Origin of the sequence: Mycobacterium asiaticum (assembly GCF_001673315.1) — a bacterium.
Lineage (GTDB): Bacteria > Actinomycetota > Actinomycetes > Mycobacteriales > Mycobacteriaceae > Mycobacterium > Mycobacterium asiaticum_B.
In genome coordinates, this window is record NZ_LZLQ01000140.1 from 13,243 (window position 1) to 36,512 (window position 23,270).

The following is a 23,270-nucleotide window of genomic DNA, read 5'->3' on the forward strand; positions in this document are numbered from 1 at the left end:
CGTAGCGAGTACCGTCAAGGGTCGTGACACATTCCCAGCGTCGACACAGGCTGAAAGTCGAGATTGGTGCCGCCGGACTAGACGCGATGCTGGTCACGGACCTGATAAATGTGCGGTATCTATCTGGATTCAGCGGGTCCAACGGCGCGTTGCTGGTGTTTGCTGACGATCGCGAAGCTGTGCTGGCCACCGACGGCCGCTATCGCACCCAGGCCGCCCAGCAAGCGCCCGATCTTGAAGTCGCCATCGAGCGGGCCGTCGGACGGTATCTGGCGGGCCGGGCCGGCCAGGACGGCGTGGCCAAGCTGGGCTACGAGAGCCACGTGGTCACGGTCGACGGTATGGACGCGTTGTCCGCAACGCTGGAGGGGACCAACACCGAACTGGTGCGGGCGTCGGGCACGGTGGAGACGCTGCGGGAGATCAAAGATGCCGGGGAGCTGGCGCTGCTGCGGCTGGCCTGCGAGGCGGCCGACGCCGCCCTGGCCGACCTGGTCGAGCGCGGCGGACTGCGACCGGGCCGGACTGAGCGCGAGGTGAGCCGCGAGCTGGAGAATCTGATGCTCGATCACGGCGCGGACGCGATCTCGTTCGAAACGATCGTGGCGGCCGGTCCGAATTCGGCGATCCCGCACCACCGGCCCACCGACGCGGTGCTGGCGTCGGGCGATTTCGTCAAGATCGACTTCGGCGCGCTGGTCGCCGGCTACCACTCCGACATGACCCGGACGTTTGTGCTGGGCAACGCCGCAGACTGGCAGCTGGAGATCTACGAGTTGGTGGCCGCGGCGCAACGTGCGGGACGGGAAGCGTTACACCCCGGTGCAGAACTGCGCGACGTCGACGGCGCGGCGCGGCAGATGATCGCCGAGGCGGGCTACGGGGAGTACTTCGGCCACGGGCTGGGACATGGCGTCGGGCTGCAGATACACGAAGCGCCCGGCATCGGCGCGACCTCCGCCGGTACACTACTGGCGGGCTCCGTGGTCACCGTGGAGCCCGGCGTCTATCTACCCGGCCGCGGCGGTGTCCGCATCGAGGACACCCTGGTGGTGCCAAGCAGGGCGCCGGCTACCTCGCAAACCACCGGGCAGGCCCCGGAATTGTTGACCCGGTTCCCGAAGGAACTGGCCATCCTGTAGGAGATGTAGAAGAACGTGGCGACCACTGCTGACTTCAAGAACGGACTTGTCCTGGTCATCGACGGCCAGCTGTGGACTATCACCGAGTTCCAACACGTCAAACCCGGCAAGGGGCCGGCGTTCGTGCGGACCAAGCTCAAGAACGTTTTGTCGGGCAAGGTCGTCGACAAGACCTACAACGCCGGGGTCAAGGTCGACACCGCCACCGTCGACCGGCGCGACACCACCTATCTGTACCGCGACGGCTCGGACTTCGTGTTCATGGACAGCGAGGACTACGAGCAACACCCGCTGCCGGAAGAGTTGGTCGGCGACGCCGCCCGGTTCCTGCTGGAAGGCCTGCCCGTGCAGGTGGCCTTCCACAACGGCGCGCCGCTGTACCTCGAACTGCCGGTATCGGTCGAACTGGTCGTCTCCCACACCGAGCCGGGCCTGCAGGGCGATCGGTCCAGCGCGGGCACCAAGCCCGCCACGGTGGAGACGGGTGCAGAGATTCAGGTGCCGCTGTTCATCAACACCGGCGACAAGCTCAAGGTGGACACCCGCGACGGCAGCTACCTGGGGCGGGTCAACACCTGACATGCCTGACGAGCCCAAACCGTCAAAACAGGGCCGGCGGTCGCAACCGCTGAAGGGCCGGCACAATGCGCGCAAGCGCGCCGTGGACCTGCTGTTCGAGGCAGAAGCCCGCGGGATGAGTCCGGTCGACTTGGTCGAGGTGCGTACCGCGCTCGCCGAATCCAACCCGGATGTGGCGCCGCTGCATCCCTACACGGCCGGCGTCGCCCGCGGCGTCACCGAGCACGCCGCCCACGTCGACGAGCTGATCACCTCCCACCTGCAGGCGTGGACGCTGGACCGGCTGCCTGCGGTGGATCGCGCGATCCTGCGCGTGGCGGTGTGGGAGTTGCTCTATGCCGACGACGTGCCCGAGCCGGTCGCTGTCGACGAGGCGGTGGAGCTGGCCAAAGAGCTGTCCACCGACGACTCGCCCGGCTTCGTCAACGGTGTGCTGGGTCAGGTGATGCTGGTGACCCCGCAGATCCGCGCTGCGACACAGGCGGTGCGTGGAGCGGGTTCATGACCCGGCTGGAGCTACGTGTCGTCATAGCGGTGTTGGCGGCCGTGTCGGTGGTGGTCGGCGCCGTCATCAGCGCCGCATTCGGGTGGACCATCATGGCTTCGGTGCTGGCGATCCTGGCCCTCGGTGTGGGCGCGCTGGTGTATCACACGATCGAACGCCTCATCCTGGCTCGCCGGATCAGTACTGTGCGTACCGCGGCCAAGCCGTTGCAGCCGCTGCTGCCCGTCATGGCCGCCATCATGGGCCTCACCCAGGGCGTGGTCCGATCACTCGGTGACGTCACCGACTTACCCGGACGGCGCTGGGAGCTGCCGCAACTGCCGATGCTGAAGTGGGTCGAGAACTCGCTGGGCAATCGCGGCGACAAGCAGATCATCGAGCCCGACGAGGAGTCGGACGACGACTGACCCGCCGGGTCGAACTCCCTCGCCCGAAATCATCGCGCTTTGCCCGCGGGCACGACACAATGGCCGTTGGTTGCCAACGGAAAGCTGTCGAACGTGAAGTCACTCAACGCCGCGCCCGGACTCGCATCCGCCGCGACGGCATGTCCGTCTTTCCGCGATGCTGACGAACTGCACCGATGCCGAAGGGTGACGACATGAGTAGAGACACGGCCCGCCCGCGACGACTTCGCGTTTCGGCGTTGGCGGCGGTGGCGAACCCGTCATACACGCGAATCGACACCTGGAACCTGCTCGACGACGCCTGCCGACACCTCGCCGAGGTCGACCTGGCCGGCCTCGACAAGGCCCACGATCTGGCAAAGGTGCGGCGGTTGATGGACCGCATCGCCGCCTACGAGCGGTACTGGCTGTATCCGGGCGCGGACAATTTGGCGACGTTCCGCTCCCACCTGGACAGTCTGTCCACCGTGCGCCTCTGCGAAGAGGTGTCCCAAGCCGTTCGCCTGTTGTCCGAATACGGCGACCGCACAGCGTTATTCGATCTATCGGCGCCGTTGGCCGACCAGGAGTTGGTGGCCCAGGCCAAACAGCAGCAGTTCTACACCGTGCTGCTCGCCGACGATTCGCCGTGCACGGCGCCGGACTGCCTGGTCGACGCGCTGCGCCAACTACGCAACGCCGCCGAGGACATCCAGTTCGAAATCCTGGTCGCGCCAAGCGTGGAGGACGCCATCACCGCGGTGGCGCTCAACGGTGAGATTCAGGCCGCGATCATCCGGCACGATCTGCCGCTGCGGTCGCGGGACCGGGTGCCGTTGATGAACACGCTGCTCGGCGCCAACGACGATCTGCCGGTGTCGGACCGCACGCACGACTGGGTCGAATGCGGCGAGTGGATCCGTGAGCTGCGGCCACACATCGATCTGTATCTGCTCACCGACGAGTCGATCGCCGCCGGCAATGACGACGAACCCGACGTCTACGACCGCACCTTCTATCGGCTCAACGATGTCACCGACTTGCACAGCACCGTCATCGCGGGGCTGCGAAACCGGTTCTCCACACCGTTTTTCGATGCTCTGCGTGCCTACGCCGCGGCGCCGGTCGGCCAGTTCCATGCGCTGCCCGTGGCGCGGGGCGCCAGTATCTTCAACTCCAAGTCGTTGCAGGACATGGGTGAGTTCTACGGCCGCAACATCTTCATGGCCGAAACATCCACCACCTCAGGGGGATTGGACTCGCTGCTGGATCCGCACGGCAACATCAAGAAGGCGATGGACAAGGCCGCGGTGACGTGGAACGCCAACCACACGTACTTCGTCACCAACGGAACCTCCACCGCCAACAAGATTGTGGTGCAGTCGCTCACGCGGCCCGGCGACATCGTCCTGATCGACCGCAACTGCCACAAGTCCCATCACTACGGCCTGGTACTGGCCGGCGCCTACCCGCGGTATCTGGAGTCCTATGCGCTCCCGGAGTTCGCCATTTACGGCGCGGTGCCGCTGAGCACGATCAAGAAGGCGCTGCTGGAACTCGAGGCGGCCGGCCAGTTGGACAAGGTCCGCATGCTGCTGCTGACCAACTGCATCTTCGACGGCGTCGTCTACAACCCTCTGCGGGTAATGGAAGAGGTGCTGGCGATCAAGCCGGACATCTGTTTCCTTTGGGACGAGGCCTGGTTCGCGTTCGCGACCGCCGTGCCCTGGGCGCGGCAGCGCACCGCCATGGTGTCGGCCGAGCGCCTCGAGAAGATGCTCGCTTCGCCGGAATACGCCCAGGAGTACCGGAATTGGGCCGCGTCGATGGAAGGGATTCCGCGTTGGGAATGGGTGGACCACCGGCTGTTGCCCGACCCGGCCAAGGCGCGGATCCGGGTGTATGCGACCCATTCGACGCACAAGTCGCTCTCGGCGTTCCGCCAGGCATCGATGATCCACGTGCGCGACCAGGACTTCAACGCGCGCGCCCGCGACGCCTTCGGCGAGGCCTTCCTGACCCACACCTCGACCTCGCCCAATCAGCAGCTGCTGGCTTCGCTGGATCTGGCGCGCCGACAGGTGGACATCGAAGGGTTTCAACTGGTTCGGCAGACCTACGACATGGCGTTGGTGTTCCGGCACCGGGTGCGTAAAGACCGGTTGATCAGCAAGTGGTTCCGCATCCTCGACGAGTCCGATCTGGTGCCGGAGGAATACCGCGCATCGCACGTCAGCTCGTATCGCGAAGTGCGCCAAGGTGCGCTGGACGAGTGGAACGAGGCGTGGCGGTCCGACCAGTTCGTGTTGGATCCCACCCGGGTGACGCTGTTTCTGGGCAAGACGGGCATGAACGGTTACGACTTCCGCGAGAAGATCCTGATGGACCGGTTCGGTATCCAGATCAACAAGACGTCGATCAACAGCGTGCTGCTGATTTTCACTATCGGCGTGACCTGGTCGAGCGTGCACCACCTGCTCGACGTGCTGCGCCGGGTGGCCACCGACTTCGACCGGGAGAAGGAAACCGCCAGCGCGGCGGATTGGGCACTGCATGAGCGTCGGGTCGAGGAGATCACCGAGGACCTGCCGCACCTGCCCGATTTCAGCGAGTTCGACGTCGCCTTCCGCCCCGCCGAGGGCAGTGTGTACGGCGACACCAGGTCGGCGTTCTACGCCGGGTACGAGGAATCGGACCGCGAATACATTCTGATCGGCACGGCCGGGCGCCGGTTGGCGGAGGGAAAGACGTTGGTTTCCACTACGTTTGTGGTGCCCTACCCGCCGGGCTTCCCGGTGCTGGTGCCGGGGCAGGTCGTCTCCAAGGAGATCGTCTACTTCCTGGCGCAGCTCGACGTCAAGGAAATTCACGGGTACAACCACGAGTTGGGCTTGTCGGTGTTCACCCAGGAGGCGCTGAGCCGGATGGAGGCCCAACGCAAGGCGGTGACCCGCGCGAAGGTTGCCGGCAACGGATCCGAACCGTCGAGGGCGCCCGAGGCGCCGATGGTGGCCAACGAGCACACCGTCCCGGTGAACTGAGTTCCGGCGACTGGTGCCGACAACCGCCGCGGTGGACCTGCGCGCCGCGGGTGAGCCGAAGGGGCGCAGAGCTACTGCGCGTAGTGCGGCAGGTCTACGGCCTCGGCGGTGGTGAACCACTTCCGCTCGGCGATCGGCCGAAATGGCCACCGCTGCATGTATTTCATCACCAACGCCGTTATGCGGATGTCGGATGCCGATTTGGGGAGGTATCCGTCGATCCCGTTGGGCAGCTTCTGGCATCGGTCGACGTAGGGTCGCATCACCCGCTGGTAGTTGGCCAGCGCCTCGGGCAGCGGTTTGCTGCCGAGTTCGCCGGCCAACACGTACGCCCCTACCAACGCCAGGCTGGTGCCCATCCCGCTGAGCGGTGACGCGCAGTAACCGGCGTCGCCGACCAGCGCGACCCGGCCGGCCGACCATTTGTCCATGTGCACTTGGGTGAATGCGTCGAAGTAGAAGTCGTCGGCTTGGCGCGCCGCGTCGATAAGCGCGTCGGTATGCCAGCCGGCGCCGGCGAATCGCGCGGCCAGCAGGTCGCGCTGGGCGTCAAGGTCAGCGCGGTCATAGCTGATCGGGTCGGAACGAAACGCCAACCCCGCCTTGGCTTTCGACGGGTCATGTGACGGTCGCATCGACACATTCAGTCCGCCCGGCGCTTGGTACATCAGGTACCACCCGTCCAGGCCGACGGTGTCGGGTGCGGTGAACCATGCGTTGTAGCCACCCAGCGGCCGGACGAACTTCTCCTCCGGGCCGAATGCCAGTCGGCGCACGGCCGAGTGCGGTCCGTCCGCCCCGACCACCAGGTCCGCGCGGACTGTCGAGTCGTCGGACAACGTTGCGACGACGGCATTTTCGGCCGCTTCGAGGTGGGTGATCCGAGTGTTGAACCGGTATTCCACAGCGGCGGCGGTAGCCCGGTAGAGCACATCGGCCAGGTCGCCGCGCAGAATTTCCAGCGCGCTCACCATGCCGTTTCCGTGGAACGCCGTGACCGGCATCTCGGCCCTGCGCCGGCCGTTGGCCTTCACCCAGGCGACGCCGCGCTGATCAAGGCTGCGAGCACGGGCGTCATCGAGCAGTCCCATCCACTGCACCACCTGCCGGCCCGCGCCACGCAGGTCGACGGTCTGACCACCGGGACGGATGCCGTCGGCAACCTCGACGATCACGACGCGGAAGCCGCGCCGGGTGAGCCAGAACCCGAGGGCCGGTCCGGCAATCCCCGCGCCGCTGATCAGGACGGTCGGTGTCGCCATTCCCTCAGAGCCCGAGTGCTCGGTAGGTGTGCCGGACGAACCTCGGCTGCGCTGTCCGCAGCCTGGCCAGGACCGGATTGCCCGCGACCGCCTCGGCGGCATTCACGGTCAGATCGGGACAGTACTGAATCAGGTACAGCAGAATCAGGTCCGCGCTGGGGTCGGCCTGCCACCACGTCCCGTATGCGCCCGGCCAGCTGAAGGTCCCGACTCCGCCCGGTCCGAACAACGGCGTGGACTTGGCTGGATCGGTCACCACCGACAGGTTCAGCCCGAATCCGCGGCCCACCCAGTACGGCGCGCCGAGGAAGTTGTGCCGCTTTTGCTCGTCGGTCAGCCGGTCGGTGCGCATCAGCCGCACCGACTCCGCCGATAACACTCGGACGCCGTCAATCATCCCGTCGCCCAACAACATCCGCGCGAACCTGAGGTAATCGTCGGCGGTCGACCACAACCCGCCGCCGGCATTGCAGAACTGCGGAGGCTTGACGTGCGGCGGCCCCATCACGTCGTGGCGCAACTGGTCGTGCTCGTCGTGCCGATACATCGTGGCCGCCCGCCCGCGGGCCTCGGGTGTGACGAAGAATCCGGTGTCGGGCATGCCCGTGGGTCCCAGCACGCGCTCGTCGAACACCTCGTAGAGCGGCTTGTCCTCGATTCGGGACAAGATCACGCCCAGCAGATCGATGGAGTGGCTGTAGGTCACCTTCTCGCCGGGCTGGTGCACCAACGGCAGGCCGGCCAGTTCGGCCACCCAGACGTCGGACCCCTGGTTGAACGGCAACCTCATGTAGGCCCGCGAGATCGGACCCGACACCGAGAAGCCGTACGCGAGGCCGCTGGTGTGAGTGAGCAGGTCCTCGACGAGAATGGCCCGCCGCGCAGGATGCGTCCGGTCCAATGGGCCGTGCGGGTCATCCAGCACCTGCACGTCGGCCAGTTCGGGTACCCACCGCGAAATTGGATCGTGCAACGCCAGTTTGCCTTCGTCGACCAGGCTCATGGCCGCAGCCACGGTGACCGGTTTGGTCATCGAGGCGATGCGAAACAGGGTGTCCCGCTGCATCGGCAAGCCCGCCTCGACATCGCGGTAACCGATCTCGTTGATCTGCAGCAGTTCGCCGCGGTGCCAGACCACGGTGACCGCTCCAGCGAGCAGGCCTGCCGCACATACTTCGCGGATGGTCGTCTGATTGCCGTCAAGATTCACTCGGCTCAGGTTAGCCGGTCCGGGTCGACGCCCAGCGGAACCGACGGCGCGCAAAGATTCTGCAAATGTTTCGAGCATCGTCCAGATCATCGACATCCGCGTGGCCATACCGGGTTGCAATGCACCAACCGCATGCTAAATTCGCGCTCTCTGGCAAATGTGAACTGGGGAACTGGCTGTGAGGGCTGCGGCATGCGTTGGGCATCGTGTCGTTGCTGGTGAACCAGGGTGCGGGTGTGCAACCACCAAGACCCGCGATCTTGGGCTGGGCCGGGTTCTCGATCCGGTCCACGCTGCACGACGAGGGTAGCGACCCGCTGCTCAATTCCAGCTCAACTCCACCGGTCGGATAACTCAGCAAAGGCTGGCCATGAATGGCTTGATCTCACAAGCGAAATTCCCGCATCGACTCTTCTCCCGTCGACCCTCGACCCAGGCGTCTGCCGTGATCGTGTTCGCGGCAGCACTTCTCGCCACGCTCGTCACCGGTTGTGGCGGCAAGTCTTCCACCGGTAGCTCCTCCAGTTCGGGAGCTCCCAGTTCCTCGGCCACTTCGGCCGCCTCACCCACCTCGGGCGCCGCATCCGGGACATCCGGAACCCCGTCACCAGAGGCGCAGCAGCTGTTGACGGACGCCTCCAAGGCGACCACCGGGCTGCACTCACTGCACGTCAACTTGCAGACCACCAACATCACCACGCTGCCGATGGAGATGGTCAATGCCGACGTGACCAACCAGCCCGAAGGCAACGGACAGGCCGTCGGCGACGCCATGATCAGGCTGCAGCCTAAGACTCCCGCGGTGCCCAAGCAGTTCCTGGTGTCCAACAAGACGATGTACACCAAAGACGAGTCCGGTAAATACACTTCGGTCGGCCCGGCGGAGAAGATCTACGACCCAGGTGTGGTCCTGGACAAGGACAAAGGCATCGGTGCCGTCGTCGGCAAGGTCAAAGGCGCGCAATCGGCCGGCAACGAAACCATCGACGGCGTCGCCACCCTGAAGGTGACCGGCACCATCGACCCGGCGATCGTCGATCCGCTGGTGCCGCAGATCGGCAAGGACGCGAAAGGCCCGCTGCCGGTGACGCTTTACATCGTGGATGTGAAAGCCCCGAATGCGCCCGGCACACCGCCGAGTCCGTACCTGGTGCGGATGGTGCTCAACAAAGACCAGGGCCAGGTCACCATCACCCTGTCCAATTGGGGTGCGCCCGTTACGGTCCCGAACCCGGCCGGCTGACGACACGGGTGGGAACCGGCCCGTCTCTGGGCCGGTTCCCACCCGCTTGACGGCGAAGCCGATCATGCTTACGTGGGCGAGGACTCGGCGACCAGAATCCTTCGAGAATCCTCTGAGAATCCTCCAAGGCCATACAAGCACTCTTGGGGCCGGCTGGCGGGACCATTGGCCGGCAGTTGATCTCACCCATCAGACCCCGGAGGAACACGAATGACCAACGACCTCCCCGAAGTCCAGGAGCGTGGGCCCGGCCCACGCCCCGGACCACCGCCGGGTGGGCCGCCGGTGCTGTCCGATGTCTGGGTATACAACGGTCGGGCCTACGACTTGAGCGATTGGATCGCCAAACATCCCGGCGGCGCCTTTTTCATCGGCCGCACCAAAAACCGCGATATCACGGCGATCATCGCGTCCTATCACCGGGATCCGGCGGTAGTCGAGCGCATTCTGGACCGGCGGTACTCGCTGGACCGCGCGGCCACTCCGCGTGACATTCACCCCAAGCACAATGCGCCGCCGTTCCTTTTCAAGGATGACTTCAACAGCTGGCGTGACACCCCCCAGTACCGCTTCGACAATCACAACGACCTGATGCACCGGGTCAAGGCGCGGCTCACCGAGCCGGCACTGGCCGCCCGAATCAAGCGCATGGACCGGCTTTTCAACATCGTCGTCGTGCTATTGGCCATCGGCTACTTCGCGGTGCAAGGTGTGCGGCTGATCGAGCCCCGGTATATGCCGTTGTGGGCCTTCGTCATTGCGATGGTTGTGTTGCGCAGCTCGCTGGTCGGGTACGGCCACTACGCATTGCACCGGGCACAACGTGGCTGGAACCGCTTTCTCGCCAACGCCTTCGACCTGAACTACATAGCGCTGTCGTTGGTCGTCGCGGACGGGCACACGTTGCTGCATCACCCGTACACCCACAGCGACGTCGACATCAAGAAGAACGTGTTCACCATGATGATGCGGCTGCCCCGGCTGTATCGGGTTCCGGTTCATACCTTGCACAAGTTCGGCCACACGGTCACCGGCATGGCAGTCCGCCTCGCCGACGTGTGGAACATGACGCGCAAGGTTGGCGTCCAGGAAGGCTACGGGAGCTGGCGCAACGCCTTGCCCCATTTCCTCGGGTCGTCGGCGGTGCGTCTGCTGCTGCTGACCGAGTTGACCGTCTTCGTGGCGGCGGGTGACTTCTGGGCCTGGGCTCTGCAGTTCGCCGCGACGCTGTGGCTGAGCACGTTCATGGTGGTAGCCAGCCATGAATTCGAGGACGAGCAGCAAGGATGCCCGGTGGCGGGCGACGACTGGGGCGTCGATCAGGTCCAGCACGCCAATGACCTGAAGGTGTTCGGGAACCGCTACGTCGACTGCTTCCTGTCGGCCGGGCTGAGTTCGCACCGCGTCCATCACGTTCTGCCGTTCCAGCGCAGCGGATTCGCCAACATCGTCACCGAGGACGTGCTGCGGGAAGAGGCCGCCAAGTCCGGCGTCGCGTGGTTGCCGGCGAAGAGCTTCTTCACTGATCGGTTGCCCAAGCTCTCGCGCACCTACCTGCTGTCACCTTCGCGCGAAGCCAAGCAACGTAATTGGGGTTTACTGCGCGAGCACCTGTCGCTCACAGCGTGGAAGGAAAGCGCCAATTATGTGGCGGGCGGGTTCGTCGGGATCGGTTCGGTATGAGCACCGCAACCGAAAGCGGCCCGGTGTTTCCGGGTGAAGACGTGCCGCAGTACGGAACTCAGCTCGACCTGTCGCAGTTGCCGCCCGCCCCGCCGACCACGGTCGCGGTCATCGAAGGCATCGCGACGGGATCGCCTGCGCGCGTGGTCGAGCAGTCGGACGCGGCCGGCCACGTTGCTGCCCTGTTCATCGATCCCGAACAGCGCGAACGGATTCCGCGGCTCTACCAGAAGACGCGGATCAGCACCCGCCGGATGGCGGTCGATCCCCTGGACCCTGCGTTCGACACGTTCCGGCGGCATCCGGGAACGATCCGCGATCGAATGAAGCTGTTCTTCGAGCACGCGGTGCCGCTGGCGGTCGAGGTGAGCAGGCGGGCGCTGGCCGGGCTGCCCTACGGAGCGGACGAGATCGGGTTGCTGGTGTTCGTCAGCAGTACCGGATTCATTGCGCCGGGGGTCGATGTCGCGCTGGTCAAGCAGCTGGGTTTGTCGCGATCGGTGTCGCGCGTCGTAGTCAACTTCATGGGTTGCGCGGCAGCGATGAACGCCACCCGCACCGCAGCCAACTACGTTCGTGCCCATCCCAGCATGAAGGCGTTGGTGGTCTGCATCGAATTGTGCTCGGTGAACGCGGTATTCGCCGATGACATCAACGATGTCGTCACGCACAGCCTGTTCGGCGACGGGTGCGGGGCGATGGTGTTCGGTGCCAGTCAAGTGCACCAGCCGCTGCTTCCGGGCAACGTGGTGATCCGAAGCAGCTTCACCGAGTTGCTGGAGTCCGCCGAGGACGGCATCGTGCTCGGTGTCAATCACGACGGCATCACCTGCGAGCTGTCCGAGAACCTTCCCGACTACATCTATCGCGGCGTCGAACCAGTGGTCGCGGAAGTGCTGCGCGACAACGGGTTGACCAAAGCCGACATCGATCTCTGGGCCATCCATCCCGGCGGACCCAAGATCATCGATCAGTCGGTGCGCTCGTTGGGTCTGCCCGCCGAGTGCGCCGGCCGAAGCTGGGACGTGCTGGCCCGGTTCGGCAACATGCTGAGCGTATCGCTGATCTTCGTGCTGGAAGAGATGGTGCGGCAAGCGGACCCGACGAAACCCATCTCGACGGGTGTGGCGTTCGCGTTCGCGCCGGGTGTCACCGTCGAGGGCATCCTCTTCGACATCATCCGGGGGTGAGCGAGGTGAACGCCGAAGTGGAGTCCGACCGGGTGCTGTACCGCGAGTTGATGAGCGACAACCTGCGTTGGGATGCGTTGCAGTTGCGCGAAGATGACATCGTCATCTCCACGCCACCGAAGTGTGGCATGACCTGGACGCAACGTTTGGTGTCGCTGATCGTTTTCGACGGACCCGACCTGCCGGGCCCGTTGTCGACGGTGTCGCCGTGGCTCGATCAGACGATCCGGCCGATCGACGAAGTCGTCGCGGTGCTCGATGCGCAACGGCACCGGCGGTTCATCAAGACGCACACGCCGCTGGATGGTTTGGTCCTCGACGACCGCGTGACCTACATCTGTGTGGGCCGCGATCCGCGCGATGCCGCGGTGTCGATGCTGCACCAGACCACCAACATGGATAACGACCGGGTTCGGGCTCTGCATGAGGCGGCGGTACCGCCCCGAGATCGTCTCGGACCGCCCGCTCCCGAACCCGGAAACTGCTACCCGCCGATCGAGGAGTTTCGGCACTGGCTGGAAGGACCGGCCCTGCCGCCGCCGGGTGTCGGCTTCGCTCCGCCCAAGGGCATCGGCACGCTGGCCAACGTCATCGACCAGTTTGGCAAGGCCTGGGAGCGCAGGCACCTGCCCAACGTCGCGTTGTTCCATTACGCCGACTACCAGGCCGACCTGGTGGGCGAGATGGTGCGGCTGGCCGCGGTCCTCGGGTATGAGCTCAGCCACGAACGGGCACGGGATCTCGCCCGGTACGCGACACTCGGTGAAATGCGTTCTCGCGCTGTGCAGGTCGCGCCCAATACCACCGACGGCATCTGGTACAGCGACGCTCAGTTCTTCCGCCGGGGTGGAAACGGGGAGTGGCAGGAGTACTTCAGCTACGCCGAGTACCGGCGCTACAACCACCGGATCAACCAGCTGGGCGCACCGGATTTGCTGGCCTGGGCGCATGAGGGTCGCCGGGGGTGCGATCCGGAGCTGACGCGAAACCGTTGATTGCGTGACGGTTTCGGATTCGCAAAGTTACGGCAGCTTATCCGCGACGCGCGGGCCGACTGCGTCTGCCCGGTTATAGTGTGGGTTCCTATGATCCGACGGACCCGTGGCGAGAAGCGCTGGCGCACTGCGCTTCACGCGGTGATAGCCGCGGTCGTCCTTTCCGTCCTGGGGCTTGGCTTCACCCCGATAGCCCATGCGGCCGCGGCCAGGGCGACCTTGACGGTAGAACACACGTGGCAGACAGGTTTCATCGCCAACTTCACCGTCGCCAACATGAGCATGGCGCCACTAGCCGATTGGCGGCTGGAATTCGACATGCCGGTGGGGCAATCCCTCCTGCACACGTGGAACAGCGCCTTCAGTCAATCCGGCACGCACTTTGTCGTGGGCCCGGCGAACTGGAATCGCGTCATCGCACCCGGTGGCACAGCGACAGGCGGGATGAGAGGCGTACTCAGCGGTACCTACTCTCCGCCGGTGAACTGCCGGATCAACGGACAGCCCTGCGGCTAACTGCTGGACGCCACAACCCCTGCGCCTAGCTGCTTATTGCGCAGCGACTCCGCGCCTAGCTCCTTGTCGCGCAGAGCCGGGCAAACAAGTCACCCTCTCGGCCAGTGGCTGATGTGGCAAATGTTTCTGGTGTGGCGAAATGCCTGCCATCACGCCAATTCCCCGATTCGCGACAGCGGAGCTACTAGCGGTCCATGCTAGGCTGCCCGGCAGTCGACATCCTTTAACGGACCGTCCGGAGAGGCGGAGAAGGAGGTCTAGATTTTCGCATGGGTGCTGCAGCAAACCGGCAACCGCGGGAACTGATGTCAGCGGCCGACGTCGGCCGCACCATTTCTCGCATGGCGCACCAAATCATCGAGAAGACCGCGCTGGACGGTCCCGACGCCACACGGGTGGTACTCCTGGGAATCCCGACCCGAGGCGTCACCTTGGCCAGTCGCCTCGCCGCCAACATCGCCGAATACAGCGGCGTCACCGTCGATCACGGCTCCCTGGACATCACGCTCTACCGCGACGACTTGATGATCAAGCCCCCACGTCCGCTCGAGGCGACCTCCATCCCGGGCCGCGGCATCGACGACGCGTTGGTGATCCTGGTCGACGACGTGCTGTACTCCGGACGATCTACGCGTTCGGCTCTGGACGCCCTGCGTGACGTCGGCCGGCCGCGGATCGTGCAGTTGGCGGTGCTCGTCGACCGAGGGCACCGTGAACTGCCCATCCGTGCCGACTATGTCGGCAAGAACGTGCCGACCTCGCGCAGCGAGAGTGTGCACGTGCAACTCCGCGAAGACGACGGCCGAGACGGGGTAGTCATCGACCGGGAGGGTGCCGCATGAGCCGGCATCTACTCGCCGCCGGCGACCTGACCCGCGATGAAGCCACCGCCATCCTCGACGACGCCGACCGGTTCGCGCAGGCGCTAGTGGGGCGCGACGTCAAGAAGTTGCCGACGTTGCGTGGCCGGACGGTGGTCACGATGTTCTACGAGAACTCGACCCGTACCCGGGTGTCGTTCGAGGTAGCCGGCAAGTGGATGAGCGCCGACGTGGTCAACGTCAGTGCCAGCGGGTCGTCAGTCGGCAAGGGGGAGTCCCTGCGAGACACCGCGCTCACGTTGCGGGCGGCCGGAGCGGACGCATTGATCATCCGGCATCCGGCGTCCGGGGCGGCTCAGCTGCTGGCCGAGTGGACCGCCGCCGCGAGCGGTGGCCCGTCGGTGATCAATGCGGGCGACGGCACTCACGAACACCCCACCCAGGCGCTGCTGGACGCATTGACCATCCGCCAGCGGCTCGGCGGCATCGAGGGCCGTCGCATCGTGATCGTCGGCGACATCCTGCACAGCCGGGTGGCCCGCTCCAACGTGATGCTGCTGCACACCCTGGGCGCCGAGGTCGTCCTGGTGGCGCCGCCAACTCTGCTGCCGCGCGGTGTCGAGGGGTGGCCGGTCACCGTCTCCAATGACTTCGACGCGGAGTTGCCCGCCGCGGATGCAGTTCTGATGCTGCGGGTGCAGGCCGAGCGGATGAACGGCGGGTTCTTCCCGTCGGTGCGCGAGTATTCGACGCTGTATGGGCTTTCCGCGCGACGCCAGGCGCTGCTACCTGGTCACGCCGTCGTGTTGCACCCCGGTCCGATGCTGCGGGGCATGGAGATCTCCTCCTCGGTGGCCGACTCGTCACAGTCGGCTGTGCTGCAACAGGTTTCCAACGGCGTGCATGTTCGGATGGCGGTCCTGTTCCACGTGTTGGTCGGTGCGGAGGAAATTGCGGCATGAGTGTGCTGATCAGGGGTGTACGCCTGTACGGCGAAGGCGAGCCGGTCGACGTGCTCGTCGACACGCCCGGCTACTCCGGCCAGATCGCGGATATCGGTGCGGGACTGGATATTCCAGATATGGCCGACGTCATCGACGCTACCGGCCAGGTGCTGCTGCCCGGGTTCGTCGACCTGCACACCCACCTGCGCGAACCGGGCCGCGAGTATGCCGAGGATATCGAAACCGGTTCGGCGGCAGCGGCTCTGGGCGGATACACGGCGGTGTTCGCGATGGCTAACACCAATCCCGTCGCCGACAGCCCTGTGGTCACCGACCATGTTTGGCACCGCGGACAGCAGATCGGCCTGGTGGATGTGCATCCCGTCGGTGCGGTCACGGTCGGACTGGCCGGGGTCGAGTTGACCGAGATGGGCATGATGAATGCCGGTGCCGCCGGGGTGCGGATGTTCTCCGACGACGGCATCTGCGTGCACGACCCGTTGGTGATGCGGCGCGCGCTGGAATACGCCACCGGACTGGGTGTGCTGATCGCTCAGCACGCCGAAGAACCGAGGCTGACCGCCGGTGCCGTCGCGCACGAGGGTCCCACCGCCGCCCGCCTCGGACTCTCTGGATGGCCAAGGGCCGCCGAAGAATCCATCGTCGCCCGCGACGCCCTGCTGGCCCGGGACGCGAACGCCCGGGTGCACATCTGCCACGCCTCCACTGCGGGCACCGTCGAAATCGTCAAATGGGCCAAGGAGCAAGGTATTTCAATTACCGCCGAGGTGACCCCGCATCACCTGCTACTCGACGACAGCAGGCTGTCCAGCTACGACGGGTTGAATCGGGTCAATCCGCCGTTGCGCGAGGCCTCCGATGCGATCGCGCTGCGACAGGCACTGGCCGACGGGGTCATCGATTGCGTGGCCACCGATCACGCCCCGCACGCCGAGCATGAGAAATGTGTCGAGTTCTCCGCCGCCCGCCCCGGCATGCTGGGACTGCAAACCGCGCTGTCGGTGGTGGTTCAGACGATGGTGCAGCCCAGCCTGCTGAGCTGGCGAGGCGTCGCACGGGTGATGAGTGAGAACCCCGCCCGCATCGTCGGGTTGCCCGATCACGGCCGTCCGCTGGAAGTGGGCGAACCGGCCAACCTCACTGTTGTCGATCCCGACGAGACCTGGACGGTTTCCGGCACCGACTTGGCCAGTCGGTCGGCCAATACGCCGTACGAATCGATGACGCTGCCGGCCAGGGTGACCGCAACGCTGCTCCGCGGCAAGGTCACCGCCCGGGACGGAAAAAGTCCGGCATGAACCGCGCCAGCGACGATGCAGAGCGCGGCGATGAGGAGGAGCAGCGCTGATGAATTCGGGCACGCTGGTGGGGTCGCTGATCTTCGCGGCCGTGCTCGTGGTGTTGCTTGCGGTGGCGATCCAGTTGATGATGCGCGGCTGGCGGCGCCGCGCAGAGCGACAGGTAGAGTTGGTGGGCGACTTGCCGGAGGTGCCTGTCGACGTCGGCGCCGCGGAAATCATCACTAAGGGCCTCTACATCGGCTGCACCTTCACGCCGGCCTGGAACGACCGGGTCGCGGTGGGTGATCTGGGGTACCGAAGCAAAGCGGTGTTGACCCGCTACACGGAGGGAATCCTGGTGGAGCGGATTGGGGCCCAACCGATTTGGATCCCTCAGGAATCCATCACCGACATCCGCACCGAACGCGGCATTGCCGGCAAGGTCGCGGCCCGCAACGGGATCCTGGCGATCAAATGGCGGCTGCCGTCGGGTACCGAGATCTGCACCGGATTCCGGGCGAACAACCGAGACGAATATGCGAAGTGGTTGGAGGAGTCGAGCTGATGAGTCGCGCCACGACGATGCAGAGCGAAGCGATGGGGAGGAGCGGCGCCTATGAGTCGCGCCACGACGATGCAGAGCGAAGCGATGAGGAGTCGAGCTGATGAGTCGCGCCACGACGATGCAGAGCGAAGCGATGAGGAGGAGCGGCGCCTATGAGTCGCGCCACGACGATGCAGAGCGAAGCGATGGGGAGGAGCGGCGCCTATGAGTAAGGCCCTGCTGGTGCTTGAGGACGGGCGCGTCTTCACCGGCACACCGTTCGGGGCGGTCGGTCAGACGCTGGGGGAGGCCGTGTTCAGCACCGGCATGTCCGGATACCAGGAGACGCTGACCGACCCGAGCTATCACCGCCAGATCGTGGTGGCCACCGCCCCACAGATCGGTAACACCGGGTGGAACGACGAAGACGCGGAAAGCCGCGGAGACAAGATCTGGGTCGCCGGTTACGCGGTGCGCGATCCGTCACCTCGGGTCTCCAACTGGCGGGCCACCGGCTCGCTGGAGGCCGAACTCATGCGTCAACGCATCGTCGGGGTCTCCGGCATCGATACCCGGGCGGTGGTGCGCCATCTGCGCAGCCGCGGGTCGATGAAGGCGGGCGTGTTCTCCGGAGCGGCACTGGCCGAACCCGACGAGCTGGTCGAGCGGGTACGCGGGCAGCAGCCGATGCTGGGCGCCGATCTGGCCGGCGAGGTCAGCACCCCGGAGCCCTATGTTGTCGAACCCGAAGACGGACAAGACCGGCCGCGGTTCACCGTGGTCGCTCTGGACCTCGGGATCAAGACGAACACACCCCGCAACTTTGCGCGTCGCGGAATTCGCAGCCACGTCCTGCCCGCTTCGGCAACGTTCGATCAGATCAGCGAGATCCGGCCGGACGGTGTCTTCCTGTCCAACGGTCCCGGCGACCCGGCCACCGCCGACCACATTGTCGCCCTTACCCGCGAGGTGCTGGGCGCCGGAATCCCGTTGTTCGGCATCTGTTTCGGCAATCAGATCCTGGGCCGGGCGCTGGGACTTTCGACCTACAAGATGGTGTTCGGTCACCGCGGGATCAACATCCCGGTCATCGACCACGCCACCGGACGGGTGGCAGTGACCGCGCAGAACCATGGTTTCGCCCTCGAAGGCGAGGCCGGTCAGTCCTTCGACACGCCATTCGGCACCGCGGCGGTCAGTCACACCTGCGCCAACGACGGCGTGGTCGAGGGCGTGCGGCTCACTGACGGACGCGCTTTCTCGGTGCAGTACCACCCCGAGGCAGCGGCGGGCCCGCACGATGCGAACTACCTGTTCGACCAGTTTGTCGACCTGATGGAAGGGGAGAAATGATCACCATCCCCACCGCGAGCGTGCGCAGCGGTACGGCGCCGCGCCGTAGCGAATGTGCATCTGCGCACCCTCGTGCCCGGAAAGGACGTCGCTAGTGCCCCGGCGGAATGACATCAACCACGTGCTGGTGATCGGCTCTGGGCCGATCATCATCGGCCAGGCGGCCGAGTTCGACTACTCGGGCACTCAGGCGTGTCGGGTGCTGCGCTCCGAGGGCCTACAGGTGAGCCTGATCAACTCCAACCCGGCCACCATCATGACCGACCCGGAGTACGCCGACTTCACCTATGTCGAACCCATCACCCCGTTATTCGTGGAGAAGGTGATCGCTCAGCAGGCGGAGCGTGGCAACAAGATCGACGCGCTGCTGGCCACCCTGGGTGGCCAGACCGCGCTCAACACCGCGGTCGCCCTGTTCGAGAACGGCGCACTGGAGCGCCACGGAGTCGAACTCATCGGCGCCGACATCGATGCCATCCAGCGTGGCGAGGACCGCCAGCGGTTCAAGGACATCGTCACCAAGGTGGGCGGCGAATCCGCCCGTAGCCGTGTCTGTTTCACCATGGACGAGGTTCGGGAGACGGTCGAGGACCTTGGGCTGCCGGTCGTGGTGCGGCCCAGCTTCACCATGGGTGGCCTGGGCTCGGGTATGGCCCGGTCGGTCGAGGATGTCGAACGCATGGCCGGTGCGGGCCTGGCCGCCAGCCCGAGCGCAAACGTGCTCATCGAGGAATCGATCTACGGCTGGAAGGAATTCGAACTCGAGTTGATGCGTGACGGCCACGACAACGTGGTGGTGGTCTGTTCGATCGAGAACGTCGACCCGATGGGTGTGCACACCGGTGACTCGGTCACCGTTGCGCCCGCGCTCACCCTGACCGACCGGGAATACCAGCAGATGCGCGACCTGGGCATCGACATCCTGCGCGAGGTCGGCGTCGACACCGGCGGCTGCAACATCCAGTTCGCCATCAATCCGGACGACGGGCGGCTCATCGTCATCGAGATGAACCCGCGGGTGTCCCGCTCGAGTGCGCTGGCCTCCAAGGCCACCGGTTTCCCGATCGCGAAGATCGCCGCGAAGTTGGCCATCGGGTACACCCTGGACGAGATCGTCAACGACATCACCAAGGAAACGCCGGCCTGCTTCGAGCCCACCCTGGATTACATCGTCGTCAAGGCGCCCCGGTTCGCCTTCGAGAAGTTCCCGGGCGCGGATCCCGCCCTGACCACCACGATGAAGTCCGTCGGCGAAGCAATGTCGCTGGGCCGCAACTTCGTTGAGGCGCTCGGCAAGGTGATGCGATCACTGGAAACCACCCGAGCTGGGTTCTGGACCAAACCGGACCCGGCCGGCAATGTCGACGACGTGCTGGCCCGCTTGGAGACTCCGACCGAGGGCCGGTTGTACGACATCGAACTTGCGCTGCGGTTGGGCGCATCGGTGGAGCAGGTCGCCCAGGCCAGCGGCGTCGACCCGTGGTTCGTGGCGCAGATCGACGAATTGGTGGCTCTGCGCGCCGAACTCGTCGATGCGCCGGTACTGGACGCCGATCTGCTGCGCCACGCCAAGCACAGTGGCCTCTCGGATCGCCAAATCGCAGCGCTGCGACCGGAATTAGCGGGCGAAGGTGGCGTTCGGTCGCTGCGCGAACGGCTGAACATCCACCCGGTGTACAAAACCGTGGATACCTGCGCGGCCGAGTTCGAGGCCAAAACGCCGTACCACTACAGCAGTTACGAGATCGACCCGGCCGCCGAAACCGAGGTGGCCCCCCAAACCGAGAAGCCCAAGGTGCTGATCCTGGGTTCCGGCCCCAACCGGATCGGGCAGGGCATCGAGTTCGACTACAGCTGCGTGCACGCGGCAACCACGTTGAGCCAGGCCGGTTTTGAGACCGTGATGGTCAACTGCAACCCCGAGACTGTGTCCACCGATTACGACACCGCGGACCGGTTGTACTTCGAGCCGCTGACGTTCGAAGACGTGTTGGAGGTGTTCCACGCCGAGGACCAGTCGGGTGCCGGTGGCCCCGGCGTGGTGGGCGTCATCGTCCAACTCGGCGGCCAGACCCCGCTGGGGTTGGCTCAGCGGCTCTACGACGCCGGGGTGCCGATCGTCGGGACGCCGCCGGAAGCCATTGACCTGGCCGAGGATCGGGGCGCTTTCGGTGACGTACTGACCGCCGCGGGACTGCCGGCACCGAAGTACGGCATGGCGACCACTTTCGAGCAGGCCCGGCGCATCGCCGCCGACATCGGCTACCCCGTGCTGGTCCGTCCGTCCTACGTGCTCGGCGGTCGCGGCATGGAGATCGTCTACGACGAGGACACCCTCGAGGGCTACATCAACCGGGCCACCGAGCTCTCACCCGAGCACCCGGTGCTGGTCGACCGCTTCCTGGAAGACGCGGTCGAGATCGACGTGGATGCGCTGTGCGACGGCGCCGAGGTCTACATCGGCGGGATCATGGAGCACATCGAGGAGGCCGGTGTGCACTCCGGCGACTCGGCGTGCGCCCTGCCGCCGGTGACGCTGGGCCGCAGCGACATCGAGAAGGTCCGCCAAGCGACCGAGGCCATCGCCCACGGTATCGGGGTCGTGGGTCTGCTCAACGTGCAATACGCGCTGAAGGACGATGTGCTCTACGTTCTGGAAGCCAACCCCCGGGCAAGTCGCACGGTGCCTTTCGTGTCCAAAGCCACGGCGATCCCGCTGGCAAAAGCTTGTGCCCGGGTCATGTTGGGGGCCAGCATCTCCCAGCTGCGTAAAGAGGGCATGCTCGCCGCATCCGGGGACGGCGGGAACGCGGCGCCGGACGCGCCGATCGCGGTCAAGGAAGCAGTGTTGCCGTTTCACCGGTTTCGGCGCGCCAACGGTGACGCCATCGATTCACTACTCGGGCCGGAAATGAAATCCACCGGCGAGGTGATGGGCATCGACCGTGATTTCGGCACCGCCTTCGCCAAGAGCCAGACCGCCGCGTACGGGTCGCTGCCGGCGCGGGGCACCGTGTTCGTGTCCGTCGCCAACCGGGACAAGCGGTCGCTGGTGTTTCCCGTCAAGCGGCTGGCTGACCTCGGATTCCGTGTTCTGGCTACGGAGGGGACGGCAGAGATGTTGCGCCGCAACGGTATTCCGTGCGACGAGGTGCGCAAGCATTTCGAGTCGCCGACCGAAGGGCGACCGGCTCTGTCGGCGGTCGACGCGATCCGCGCCGGTGAGGTCGACATGGTGATCAACACCCCGTACGGCAACTCCGGTCCGCGCATCGATGGCTATGAGATCCGCTCGGTGGCGGTGAACGAGAATATCCCTTGCATCACAACGGTTCAGGGCGCCTCGGCCGCGGTGCAGGGCATCGAGGCGGGTATTCGTGGCGACATAGGGGTGTTATCGCTGCAGGAATTGCACCGCTCCATCGGCACCCGAGACGGGCACGTTGACTAGTTCCGGGCCCAGCTTCGGTGCCCGGCTGGCCGAGGCCAGGTCGAGCCGGGGGCCGCTGTGTCTGGGTATCGATCCGCACCCCGAGTTGCTGCGGGCCTGGAACCTCCCGACCTGCGCTGACGGCCTGGCGACCTTCTGTGATGTCTGCGTGCAGGCTTTCGCCGACTTCGCGGTGGTCAAACCCCAGGTGGCGTTTTTCGAGGCCTACGGGTCGGCGGGGCTGGCGGTGCTGGAACGCACAATCGCCGCTCTGCAAGCCAACGGTGTATTGGTGCTGGCCGACGCCAAGCGCGGCGACATCGGGTCGACGATGGCCGCCTACGCCGCCGCCTGGGCCGGCGACTCGCCGCTGGCCGCGGACGCCGTGACCGCCTCGCCCTACCTGGGCTTCGGTTCGTTGCGACCGCTGCTCGAGGTCGCCGCCGCGCACAACCGCGGCGTATTCGTGCTGGCCGCCACATCCAACCCGGAGGGGTCGACGGTGCAGCGCGCCGACACCGGCGGCCGCACGGTGGCGCAACTGATCGTGGACCACGTGGCATCGGTTAATCAGGCGGCCAATCAGGCGGCCAATCAGGCGGCCAATCAGGCGCTCGATCAGCGGGCCACCGGGGCTGCGCAGCCCGGCTCCGTCGGCGTGGTCGTCGGCGCCACCGTCCTGGATCCCCCCGATCTGTCCGCCCTGGCCGGTCCGGTGCTGGTGCCCGGAGTGGGGGCGCAGGGCGGCCGTCCCGAGGCGCTGGCCGGTCTGGGGGGCGCGACGTCCCAGCAGCTGCTGCCGGCCGTGGCCCGCGAGGTGTTGCGGGCCGGACCGGACGTGCCGGCACTTCGCGCCGCCGCTCAACGCCTGCTCGAAGCGGTCGCCTACCTGGCGTGACGCGCCGCGCGACACGCGCGACTCGCCGCGCGGTTTCGTGATTCGTGGCACTGCCCGCCGCGGTGGGCCGCCCTCGCGCCGTCGATCACTGGTCCCGCCGCCGCACCAGCAGCCGGTGAGTAACTAAAACCGCAGATAGGCGGCTTATCTCAAGCGGGAAACCGGAAACGGCCGGACTGGCGCGCCTGCTCGACGAGTCGCAGTCGAGGTTGCCGGGCGGGCCGCCG

At 65.9% G+C, this 23,270-nt stretch carries 18 protein-coding genes and 1 pseudogene; 17 read left to right on the forward strand and 2 right to left on the reverse strand.

Annotation, left to right across the window (positions count from 1 at the left end; all coding sequences use genetic code 11):
• The first annotated feature begins 23 nt into the window (after positions 1 to 23).
• The 5 genes and pseudogenes from A5636_RS22335 to A5636_RS22355 all read left to right on the forward strand — a co-directional run.
• On the forward strand, positions 24 to 1,142 hold the full coding sequence (locus A5636_RS22335; protein WP_065160818.1) for a M24 family metallopeptidase: 1,119 nt from the start codon (positions 24 to 26) through the stop codon (positions 1,140 to 1,142).
• A gap of 15 nt (positions 1,143 to 1,157) precedes the next feature.
• Positions 1,158 to 1,721 (forward strand): elongation factor P, encoded by a 564-nt coding sequence (gene efp, locus A5636_RS22340; RefSeq protein ID WP_065160819.1) that lies wholly within the window; start codon positions 1,158 to 1,160, stop codon positions 1,719 to 1,721.
• Position 1,722: 1 nt separating this feature from the next.
• Entirely contained in the window at positions 1,723 to 2,226 is a 504-nt protein-coding gene (nusB, locus tag A5636_RS22345; RefSeq protein ID WP_065160820.1) for a transcription antitermination factor NusB, read from the forward strand.
• Positions 2,223 to 2,633 carry an antitermination protein NusB gene (locus tag A5636_RS22350; protein WP_065160821.1) on the forward strand — a complete coding sequence of 137 codons (411 nt, stop codon included), beginning with the start codon at positions 2,223 to 2,225 and terminating at the stop codon, positions 2,631 to 2,633. Before nusB ends, A5636_RS22350 begins: the two co-directional genes overlap by 4 nt.
• A 194-nt stretch (positions 2,634 to 2,827) precedes the next feature.
• Positions 2,828 to 5,578 (forward strand): annotated as a pseudogene (locus tag A5636_RS22355) (aminotransferase class I/II-fold pyridoxal phosphate-dependent enzyme); the annotation flags it as partial.
• A 146-nt stretch (positions 5,579 to 5,724) separates the two neighbouring features.
• On the opposite strand, the gene A5636_RS22360 reads toward A5636_RS22355, so the two are convergent.
• A complete protein-coding gene (locus tag A5636_RS22360; RefSeq protein ID WP_065160822.1) occupies positions 5,725 to 6,915 on the reverse strand; it encodes an FAD-dependent monooxygenase in 1,191 nt (396 codons plus the stop codon).
• A 4-nt stretch (positions 6,916 to 6,919) separates the two neighbouring features.
• Positions 6,920 to 8,125: a serine hydrolase domain-containing protein gene (locus A5636_RS22365; protein WP_065160845.1), complete on the reverse strand. Its 1,206-nt coding sequence runs from the start codon at positions 8,123 to 8,125 to the stop codon at positions 6,920 to 6,922.
• A 370-nt stretch (positions 8,126 to 8,495) separates the two neighbouring features.
• Between A5636_RS22365 and A5636_RS22370 the strand changes: the two genes are divergently transcribed.
• From A5636_RS22370 to pyrF, 12 genes are all read left to right on the forward strand, one after another.
• A complete protein-coding gene (locus A5636_RS22370) occupies positions 8,496 to 9,368 on the forward strand; it encodes an LppX_LprAFG lipoprotein (protein ID WP_065160823.1) in 873 nt (290 codons plus the stop codon).
• A gap of 210 nt (positions 9,369 to 9,578) precedes the next feature.
• A complete protein-coding gene (locus tag A5636_RS22375) occupies positions 9,579 to 11,051 on the forward strand; it encodes a cytochrome b5 domain-containing protein (protein WP_155763953.1) in 1,473 nt (490 codons plus the stop codon).
• Positions 11,048 to 12,241, forward strand: a complete 1,194-nt coding sequence (locus tag A5636_RS22380) for a type III polyketide synthase (protein ID WP_065160824.1) — start codon at positions 11,048 to 11,050, stop codon at positions 12,239 to 12,241. Before A5636_RS22375 ends, A5636_RS22380 begins: the two co-directional genes overlap by 4 nt.
• 50 nt (positions 12,242 to 12,291) lie before the next feature.
• A complete protein-coding gene (locus A5636_RS22385; RefSeq protein ID WP_065160847.1) occupies positions 12,292 to 13,236 on the forward strand; it encodes a sulfotransferase domain-containing protein in 945 nt (314 codons plus the stop codon).
• A gap of 90 nt (positions 13,237 to 13,326) precedes the next feature.
• Positions 13,327 to 13,752 carry a cellulose-binding domain-containing protein gene (locus A5636_RS22390; RefSeq protein ID WP_065160825.1) on the forward strand — a complete coding sequence of 142 codons (426 nt, stop codon included), beginning with the start codon at positions 13,327 to 13,329 and terminating at the stop codon, positions 13,750 to 13,752.
• 269 nt (positions 13,753 to 14,021) lie between these two features.
• The gene (pyrR, locus tag A5636_RS22395) at positions 14,022 to 14,594 is read left to right on the forward strand and encodes a bifunctional pyr operon transcriptional regulator/uracil phosphoribosyltransferase PyrR (protein WP_065160826.1); all 573 of its coding nucleotides are present in this window, start codon (positions 14,022 to 14,024) and stop codon (positions 14,592 to 14,594) included.
• On the forward strand, positions 14,591 to 15,535 hold the full coding sequence (locus A5636_RS22400; RefSeq protein WP_065160827.1) for an aspartate carbamoyltransferase catalytic subunit: 945 nt from the start codon (positions 14,591 to 14,593) through the stop codon (positions 15,533 to 15,535). Before pyrR ends, A5636_RS22400 begins: the two co-directional genes overlap by 4 nt.
• Positions 15,532 to 16,836, forward strand: coding sequence for a dihydroorotase (locus tag A5636_RS22405; RefSeq protein WP_065160828.1), 1,305 nt, complete (start codon positions 15,532 to 15,534; stop codon positions 16,834 to 16,836). Before A5636_RS22400 ends, A5636_RS22405 begins: the two co-directional genes overlap by 4 nt.
• Positions 16,837 to 16,885: 49 nt before the next feature.
• Entirely contained in the window at positions 16,886 to 17,383 is a 498-nt protein-coding gene (locus tag A5636_RS22410) for a PH-like domain-containing protein (protein WP_065160829.1), read from the forward strand.
• A gap of 204 nt (positions 17,384 to 17,587) precedes the next feature.
• Positions 17,588 to 18,715: a glutamine-hydrolyzing carbamoyl-phosphate synthase small subunit gene (carA, locus tag A5636_RS22415; RefSeq protein WP_065160830.1), complete on the forward strand. Its 1,128-nt coding sequence runs from the start codon at positions 17,588 to 17,590 to the stop codon at positions 18,713 to 18,715.
• A gap of 94 nt (positions 18,716 to 18,809) precedes the next feature.
• Complete coding sequence (gene carB / locus A5636_RS22420; protein ID WP_065160831.1) at positions 18,810 to 22,166, forward strand: carbamoyl-phosphate synthase large subunit; 3,357 nt, start codon at positions 18,810 to 18,812, stop codon at positions 22,164 to 22,166.
• The gene (gene pyrF, locus A5636_RS22425) at positions 22,159 to 23,043 is read left to right on the forward strand and encodes an orotidine-5'-phosphate decarboxylase (protein WP_065160832.1); all 885 of its coding nucleotides are present in this window, start codon (positions 22,159 to 22,161) and stop codon (positions 23,041 to 23,043) included. The genes carB and pyrF overlap by 8 nt, the downstream gene beginning before the upstream one ends.
• Positions 23,044 to 23,270 lie beyond the last annotated feature (227 nt).